General features: G+C 63.3%; 8 protein-coding genes. 7 read left to right on the plus strand and 1 reads right to left on the minus strand.

Features of this window, described 5'->3' with window-relative positions:
- The first annotated feature begins 2 nt into the window (after positions 1-2).
- From BLR85_RS21790 to BLR85_RS21820, 7 genes are all read left to right on the plus strand, one after another.
- Complete coding sequence (locus tag BLR85_RS21790) at positions 3-1,400, plus strand: hypothetical protein (RefSeq protein ID WP_212635129.1); 1,398 nt, start codon at positions 3-5, stop codon at positions 1,398-1,400.
- A 73-nt stretch (positions 1,401-1,473) separates the two neighbouring features.
- Positions 1,474-2,076: a GNAT family N-acetyltransferase gene (locus BLR85_RS21795; protein ID WP_170844695.1), complete on the plus strand. Its 603-nt coding sequence runs from the start codon at positions 1,474-1,476 to the stop codon at positions 2,074-2,076.
- A gap of 39 nt (positions 2,077-2,115) precedes the next feature.
- Positions 2,116-3,285 carry an aminotransferase class V-fold PLP-dependent enzyme gene (locus BLR85_RS21800; RefSeq protein WP_093162329.1) on the plus strand — a complete coding sequence of 390 codons (1,170 nt, stop codon included), beginning with the start codon at positions 2,116-2,118 and terminating at the stop codon, positions 3,283-3,285.
- A 100-nt stretch (positions 3,286-3,385) separates the two neighbouring features.
- Complete coding sequence (locus tag BLR85_RS30550; RefSeq protein WP_170844696.1) at positions 3,386-3,760, plus strand: calcium-binding protein; 375 nt, start codon at positions 3,386-3,388, stop codon at positions 3,758-3,760.
- 507 nt (positions 3,761-4,267) lie between these two features.
- Positions 4,268-4,420, plus strand: a complete 153-nt coding sequence (locus tag BLR85_RS21810; protein WP_342028811.1) for a hypothetical protein — start codon at positions 4,268-4,270, stop codon at positions 4,418-4,420.
- Between the two features lie 117 nt (positions 4,421-4,537).
- The gene (locus BLR85_RS21815; RefSeq protein ID WP_093162338.1) at positions 4,538-5,071 is read left to right on the plus strand and encodes a DUF3489 domain-containing protein; all 534 of its coding nucleotides are present in this window, start codon (positions 4,538-4,540) and stop codon (positions 5,069-5,071) included.
- 140 nt (positions 5,072-5,211) lie between these two features.
- Positions 5,212-5,748, plus strand: a complete 537-nt coding sequence (locus BLR85_RS21820; RefSeq protein ID WP_093162340.1) for a CIA30 family protein — start codon at positions 5,212-5,214, stop codon at positions 5,746-5,748.
- Between the two features lie 151 nt (positions 5,749-5,899).
- Here the strand turns inward: BLR85_RS21820 and BLR85_RS21825 are convergent.
- A partial coding sequence (locus tag BLR85_RS21825; protein ID WP_139188497.1) for an integrase core domain-containing protein occupies positions 5,900-6,202 on the minus strand: 303 nt, incomplete at its 5' end.

Here is a 6,202-nt window from a genome sequence, read left to right on the forward strand (position 1 = left end):
AGATGTTTGAAACCTCACGCCGAAAGCTGCTCGGCGCCTCGCTGATCGGGGCCGGAGTGGTGCTGAGCGCGACCGGCTTTCCCGCGGTCGCCAAAGACGCAACACGAAAGGGACGTATCATGTTGGACAGGTATTCCGGCCCGCCGAAGGGCCTCGTCGAGGCCGCGAATTTCCCGCTGATCGAGGCGATCCATGGCCGCCGGTCGCGCCGCTTTGCCAAGGGTGCGACCATCCCGGACGGGCCATTGGCCTACAGCTCGACAGAGCCGCCCGAGTCCCTGACCGGGTTGGAGCAGATGCTGCTTCTGACCACGGTCGCGGGCAACACCGGTTGGTCGAACCTGATCCCGCATAACCGGTTCTATGCGCCGAAAATCCCGAACTACGCAGGTGCGGCGGGCGGCCGGACTTTCCCGTCCGCGGCCGGCTTCCACACCTCGGAAATCTTCTTCACCGACGACACCGGCACCTACATGATGCCGACGCGGGACATGGCACCGATCACAGCGCCGGGCGAGGACATCGACCTGGCCGCCTATCTCGCCGCACACAAGGCCCGGATCGTCAGGCTCGGCGAGGGCCGGATGCACATTCCCGCGGCACCTCAGCACATGGAGATGCACAACGCATGGTGCGCCAACGTGCCCGGCAGCACGCTGATCATTCCGGTTGCCGATCTCGCGCAACACATGATCCTGGTGCTGTGTTACCTGGTGCAGAACGGGGCCTGCCTGTTCGACGACATCAATGGTCAGCCGATCCCCGCGATGGAGAGTTTCCGGTCGATCGTCGATGTCGAGAACCCGTTCCCCCTGTCCTATGTCGAGCAACTCGCGCTGACGGAGGTGACGGTGGAAACATCGACATCGTGCTATGCCGGGGCGCTGATGCTTCAGGCGCTCGGGCTGGGCGGCTGGATGTATGAAGGCCTCAACCCGTTCAGCGTCCTTGGTGCCAGCGGCGACCCCGAGGTGCCCGGCCTCGGCTTCCGGTTCGACATGCCCGAAGGCGCGATCCTGCCGCATGTCACAGGTCTGGAAGGGCATTTCGAAGGCCATGTGCCGCCGCATTTCCCCGACATGCGCACCGCGGTGATGTCGGTGGTCGAGCGCAAGTTCGGTACTGGAGGCCCGTTCAACGCTGGCACCGGTGGCCCGTACAAGAAATCCGAGATGGTGCGAGCCAATGCCGCGCCCTTCGGGCCGGAGGCGATCGACTGCGTGGTGGCGATGGCGGACTACATCCACGAGACCTTCGGGCGCTTCCCGGCGACCGTGCCGGCGATCTTCACCCTGATGTACCTGCAGGCCCACAAGCTCGATACCGGCTTCTACGACACGCATTTCGACAAGGGTGCCTATCTGCAGACCCACGCCGAGAATGCGCGCAACTGGGGGTGAACCCGATGCCCCGGGCCCGGCTGCGGCCCGGGGAACTCCGCCAACCTCAACTGACTCGATCGGGAGACGTTCCATGCTCATGCAAGCGAGAGCCCAGATCACCATCTGCCCGGCCTCGACCTCCGAGGCGGCGGATATCGCCAAACTCGCGCTGATCGCCAGCGACGGGCTCACCGGCATCACCTGGGAGGCCATGCGACGTCCCGGCGAGACGGTGCTCGATGTCGGCACCCGCCGGGCCGTAAGGCGAGGCAACGGGTTTTCCCACCACAATGCGGAGATCGCCTTTGGCAGGCGCGGTGTGATCGCGGCAGTTGTCTCCTTTCCGTTGGAGGCGGAGGACCTGACGAGCCCGGCTCCAAACATGCCGGCGGTCTTCCGCCCGCTGGTCGAACTGGAACGACAAGCCGTATCGACCTGGAACATCAACCTGCTGGCGACCTATCCGGAGGCGCGGGGGCAAGGCGCCGCAACCGCCCTGATTGCCGAGGTCGAGAAGCGAGCGGCGCTTGAAGGCTATTCCCGTCTCAGCCTCATCGTGCGCGATGCCAATCCCGCCCGCCGCCTCTACACTCGGGTCGGATTCCGCGAGGTTGCCCGGGCGCCTATCGTCAAGGGCGACTTGCCGTTGCACGGGAAGGATTGGGTGCTGATGTTCAGGGACGTCGCAGGATAGGCCACCGTGTCCGGAGGAGATAATTCGAAAGGAGCAGAGATGATCGACATCGACAACGTGCGCGCCGATACGCCGGCCTGTGAAAGCGTTCTGCATTTCGACAATGCCGGGGCGTCGCTCATGCCCGATCCGGTCTGGCAGGCGATGCAATGGGTCCTGAAGGACGAGCGCGCGTTTGGCGGCTACGAGGCCGAACGCCGCGCCGCGGACGACCTTGCCGCCTTCTACACCGAGTTTGCCGCGTTGCTGAACGCCGACCCGACCGAGATCGCCTATGTCGAGAACGCTACCCGGGCCTGGGACATGGCCTTTTACGGGCTCGACCTGAAGCCCGGCGACCGTGTGATCACGCACGGGTCGGAATATGCCTCCAACTACCTCGCCATGCTGCACCAGGCCCGACGTCGTGGGTTCCATATTGACGTTGCCCCGTCGGATGCGTCTGGCCAGATCGACGTGGCTGCGCTGGAGGACATGATCACCCCCGCCACGAAGCTGATTGCGATCACCCATGTCCCGACCCAGGGCGGACTGGTGAACCCGGCGGCTGCGGTCGGCGCGGTGGCCCGCCGGCACGGAGTGCTCTACCTGCTCGACGCCTGTCAGTCGGTCGGCCAGATCGACCCGGACGTGCAGGCGATCGGCTGTGACATCCTCTCGGGCACCGGCCGAAAATACCTGCGCGGCCCGCGCGGCACCGGGTTTCTCTATGTCCGTCAAAGCGTTCTGGACCGGATCGACCCGCCCTTCATCGACCTGCACGCGGCCACATGGACAGGCCCGGACAGCTACGAACTGGCCCCCGGCGCCCGCCGTTTCGAGACCTGGGAATCGAACATCGCTGGCCGGGTCGGACTGATGACCGCTGTTCGCTATGCGCAAAGCATTGGCCTTCCGGCAATCGAGGCCCGAGTGGCGAACCTCGCAACCAAGTTGCGGGACGCTCTCTCTGTCACTGACGACGTCTCGGTCCACGATCAGGGAGTAACGCGTTGCGGGTTGGTGACCTTTCGCAAGGATGGTCTGGAGGCCACCGACATCGCGGACCGTCTGCGAGATCGGGGAATCAACATCTCTGTCTCAACGCTGCCCTATGCGCGCCTCGACCTCGCGCCGCGCGGACTGCACTCCCTAGCCCGGGCCTCCGTCCACTATTTCAACACCGAAGACGAGATTGAGCGGTTCGCCGGCGCGGTAGCGATGTTGTAGTGGTGCTGCCACGGGTCGTGGCACTTCCGAATGGCGGTCGCGCGAACCTGCGTTTTGCTGAGGGACAACATGACCGTCTGGACACGGATCGAAACACGCGATTCTTTCGCTCTTCGGCCTCGGCGGTGGTGACCGCCTCTACGGCAGAAGCGGCAATGATGGGCTTTCCGGCGGCAAAGGCGGGGATTACCTGAGTGGCGGCACCGGCGACGACCGGCTGTTTGGCAATGCCGGCAAGGACACCGTGGCCGGCGGCGCAGGGGTTGACCGGGTGAACGGCGGCAATTTCAAGATCGAGAATGCGCTGTTCGATTCTCATGACAAACGGCGAGACGACGACGTGCTCACCGGAGGTGGGGAGCCTGATCTGACTGGTCCGGTTTCATTGTTAGTGCATGATCGGCCTCGGTTCCATCGGGATGATGGATTCCGGTGCCGGTGGTCTGAAGCCCAACGCATTGTAGGGTCGCCGTGATGCCGCCGCGCCTGGGCGGCAGCCTGAGAGCCATCGCCGCGACCGCGCCTGACGTTGCAGAGGCAATCTCGACTATCGCGAAAGATGGCCAAGCTATGCCGGAGGCTCGCGGAACCGAACGGCCTACACGCAGGGCAACGGGCGAGGCAAAGGCAGACTGACGGCGGGGTATCCACTATCCGATCGATCCGAAGGTGGTTCCAATGCGCTCCCAGCTGGAGCCCTGCGGCGCGCAGGTTGTTTCAATGGTGGTGCTGCTCGTGGTCGCTGATCTCTTGTATCCTCACTCTGGAGCATTCTCCGAGGGGGCTGTCGTTGACGAGCGTTCAGGAAATCTGAAAACGGAATGAAATCAATGAGTTAATCGTTGATTGCTCCAGCCACCAGAGCGAACCTGATCGCAACTGAAAAAACCTGCATCGGGAGCCAGCCATTAGGACCCGCCGCCATCAGAACAACAAAGACGCCCTGAATGCATTCATCGCCACCAAGGCCGAGATCGACGAGATGGTCCGGCGCCTGCAGGCTCTAAGTGACGAGCATTTCAACACCCACCCCGCGAGTGTCAGCTGGTGCGATGTCGACACGCTGCAGAGCACCGCCGCCCGGTTGCGCGAGGTCTGCGACAGCGTTTTCCGCGAGGGTGACTACGCGGACTGAGTGGTGGCAATCCTCAACCTGTACGCCCGGCAAGCGCTCCCGAGTTGGGCGCATTGACCGGGCCCCGGCCTCGTAGGAGGGCCTGCATACTGCGGGCCCGCATCCGCGGAGACCGCGATGTCCAACCTTACCGATACCCAGATCCGTGTCCTGGAACTCGCCGCAGCCCGCGCCGATGCTCTGGCCATGCCACTGCCCAAGGGCCTGCACGGCGCTGCAGCAAAGAAGGCCGTGGCCCGCATGGTCGACCACGGTTTTCTCGAGGAGGTCGACGCCAATGCCTCCCGAGACGAGCCGCTCTGGCGAGAAACCGGCGACGTGCATGGCAAAACGCTGATCGCAACCGAAGCCGGGCTGGCAGCCATCGGATTGTCGCCGGCCGAGATCCGCAACCGGTTGGATCGGCGCTACCCGGTGGCCACCGAGCCCACACCCAGCGCACCGCGTGCGGGATCCAAACAGGCCCGGCTGATCGAGATGCTTTCCGTACCGGGTGGCGCGACCGTCGCCGAGATCTCCGAGGCTACGGGTTGGCAGCCTCACACGGTGCGCGGTACAATCTCGGGCACGCTGTGCAAGAAGCTCGGGCTCGACGTGATCTCTGAGAAGACCGAGGGACGCGGTCGCGTCTACCGATTTTCCTCGAGTTGACCGCAACGCCTGCGATGATCGTTCACCGCCGGCAATAGTGGCCAAGACCGAGAAACGCTTCCGACCAGCGATGTCAGAAGGGGATTGCGTCGTAGTCTGCGTTGCTTAGATCTAGGCCAGCGGCAAGAGGGACGCGCGAAATGATTGATGCCCCGGAAGTGATCGACGATCTGAGTTTCGACCCGCCGATGGCGGTGACAGGCAATGGCTGGACACTGATCTCGGACCGGGTGATGGGCGGTGTCTCGTCGGGCACGATGTCCCGTGAGATCGTTGGCGGTCGAGATGCCATCCGCATGCGGGGCGGTGTCAGCCTCGAGAACAATGGCGGCTTCCTGCAGGTCGCCCTGGACTTGGGCGAGGCCGGTGGCGAGGTGGATGCGCGGCAATGGGAGGGTATCCGGCTCGATGTGTTAGGCAACAGTCAGACCTACAACCTGCATCTGCGAACCTCCGACATCCGCCGTCCGTGGGAATCCTACCGCCAGAGTTTCCGCGCCCCGTCAGAATGGACGACCGTGTTCCTGTCTTTCGCGAAGTTCACGCCGCACCGCACGGATCAGGCACTGAACCTTGCCCGCCTTCGGCGCCTCGGGATCGTCGCCATCGGCCGCGAATTTGAAGCCGACATCGCGATCGCAGACATCCGTTTCTACGCCGCGAACGAGCCGATCTGATACGACCGGAAATGGTCCGTTTTTGTCCGGTGGTGCTGGTTAACGAAGTGGATTCCAAGGGGTGGATTCCGGCCAAACTGGATTCCCCGGTGGATTTTACAGTTTTGGTCAAGAATCTGAGTAGCCTGATCTGACTGGTCCAGTTTGATTGTTAGTGCATGACCGGCCTTGGTTCCATCTGGATGATGGTTTCCGGTGCCGGTGGCCTGTAGCCCAATGCACTGTGAGGTCGCTTGGTGTTGTAGTGCTTTCTCCAACCTTCGATGATGATTTGGGCCTCCCTCAGTGAATAGAAGATTTCGCGGTTGAGCAGCTCGTCCCGCATCCGGGCGTTGAAGCTCTCGACGTAGCCGTTCTCCCAGGGTGACCCCGGTTCGATGAACGCTGTCTTGGCACCGACGGCCTCGATCCAGGCGCGAACGTCCTTGGCGACGAACTCTGGGCCGTTGTCACT

It is taken from the genome of Aliiruegeria lutimaris (assembly GCF_900099935.1).
In the GTDB taxonomy this organism is placed as follows: domain Bacteria; phylum Pseudomonadota; class Alphaproteobacteria; order Rhodobacterales; family Rhodobacteraceae; genus Tropicimonas; species Tropicimonas lutimaris.

What these genes read in the sequence shown, in the direction of transcription:
- BLR85_RS21790 (WP_212635129.1), top strand. Translation starts at nt 3, where the DNA reads ATGTTTGAAACCTCACGCCGAAAGCTGCTCGGCGCCTCGCTGATCGGG.
- BLR85_RS21795 (WP_170844695.1), top strand. Translation starts at nt 1,474, where the DNA reads ATGCTCATGCAAGCGAGAGCCCAGATCACCATCTGCCCGGCCTCGACC.
- BLR85_RS21800 (WP_093162329.1), top strand. Translation starts at nt 2,116, where the DNA reads ATGATCGACATCGACAACGTGCGCGCCGATACGCCGGCCTGTGAAAGC.
- BLR85_RS21815 (WP_093162338.1), top strand. Translation starts at nt 4,538, where the DNA reads ATGTCCAACCTTACCGATACCCAGATCCGTGTCCTGGAACTCGCCGCA.
- BLR85_RS21810 (WP_342028811.1), top strand. Translation starts at nt 4,268, where the DNA reads ATGGTCCGGCGCCTGCAGGCTCTAAGTGACGAGCATTTCAACACCCAC.
- BLR85_RS21820 (WP_093162340.1), top strand. Translation starts at nt 5,212, where the DNA reads ATGATTGATGCCCCGGAAGTGATCGACGATCTGAGTTTCGACCCGCCG.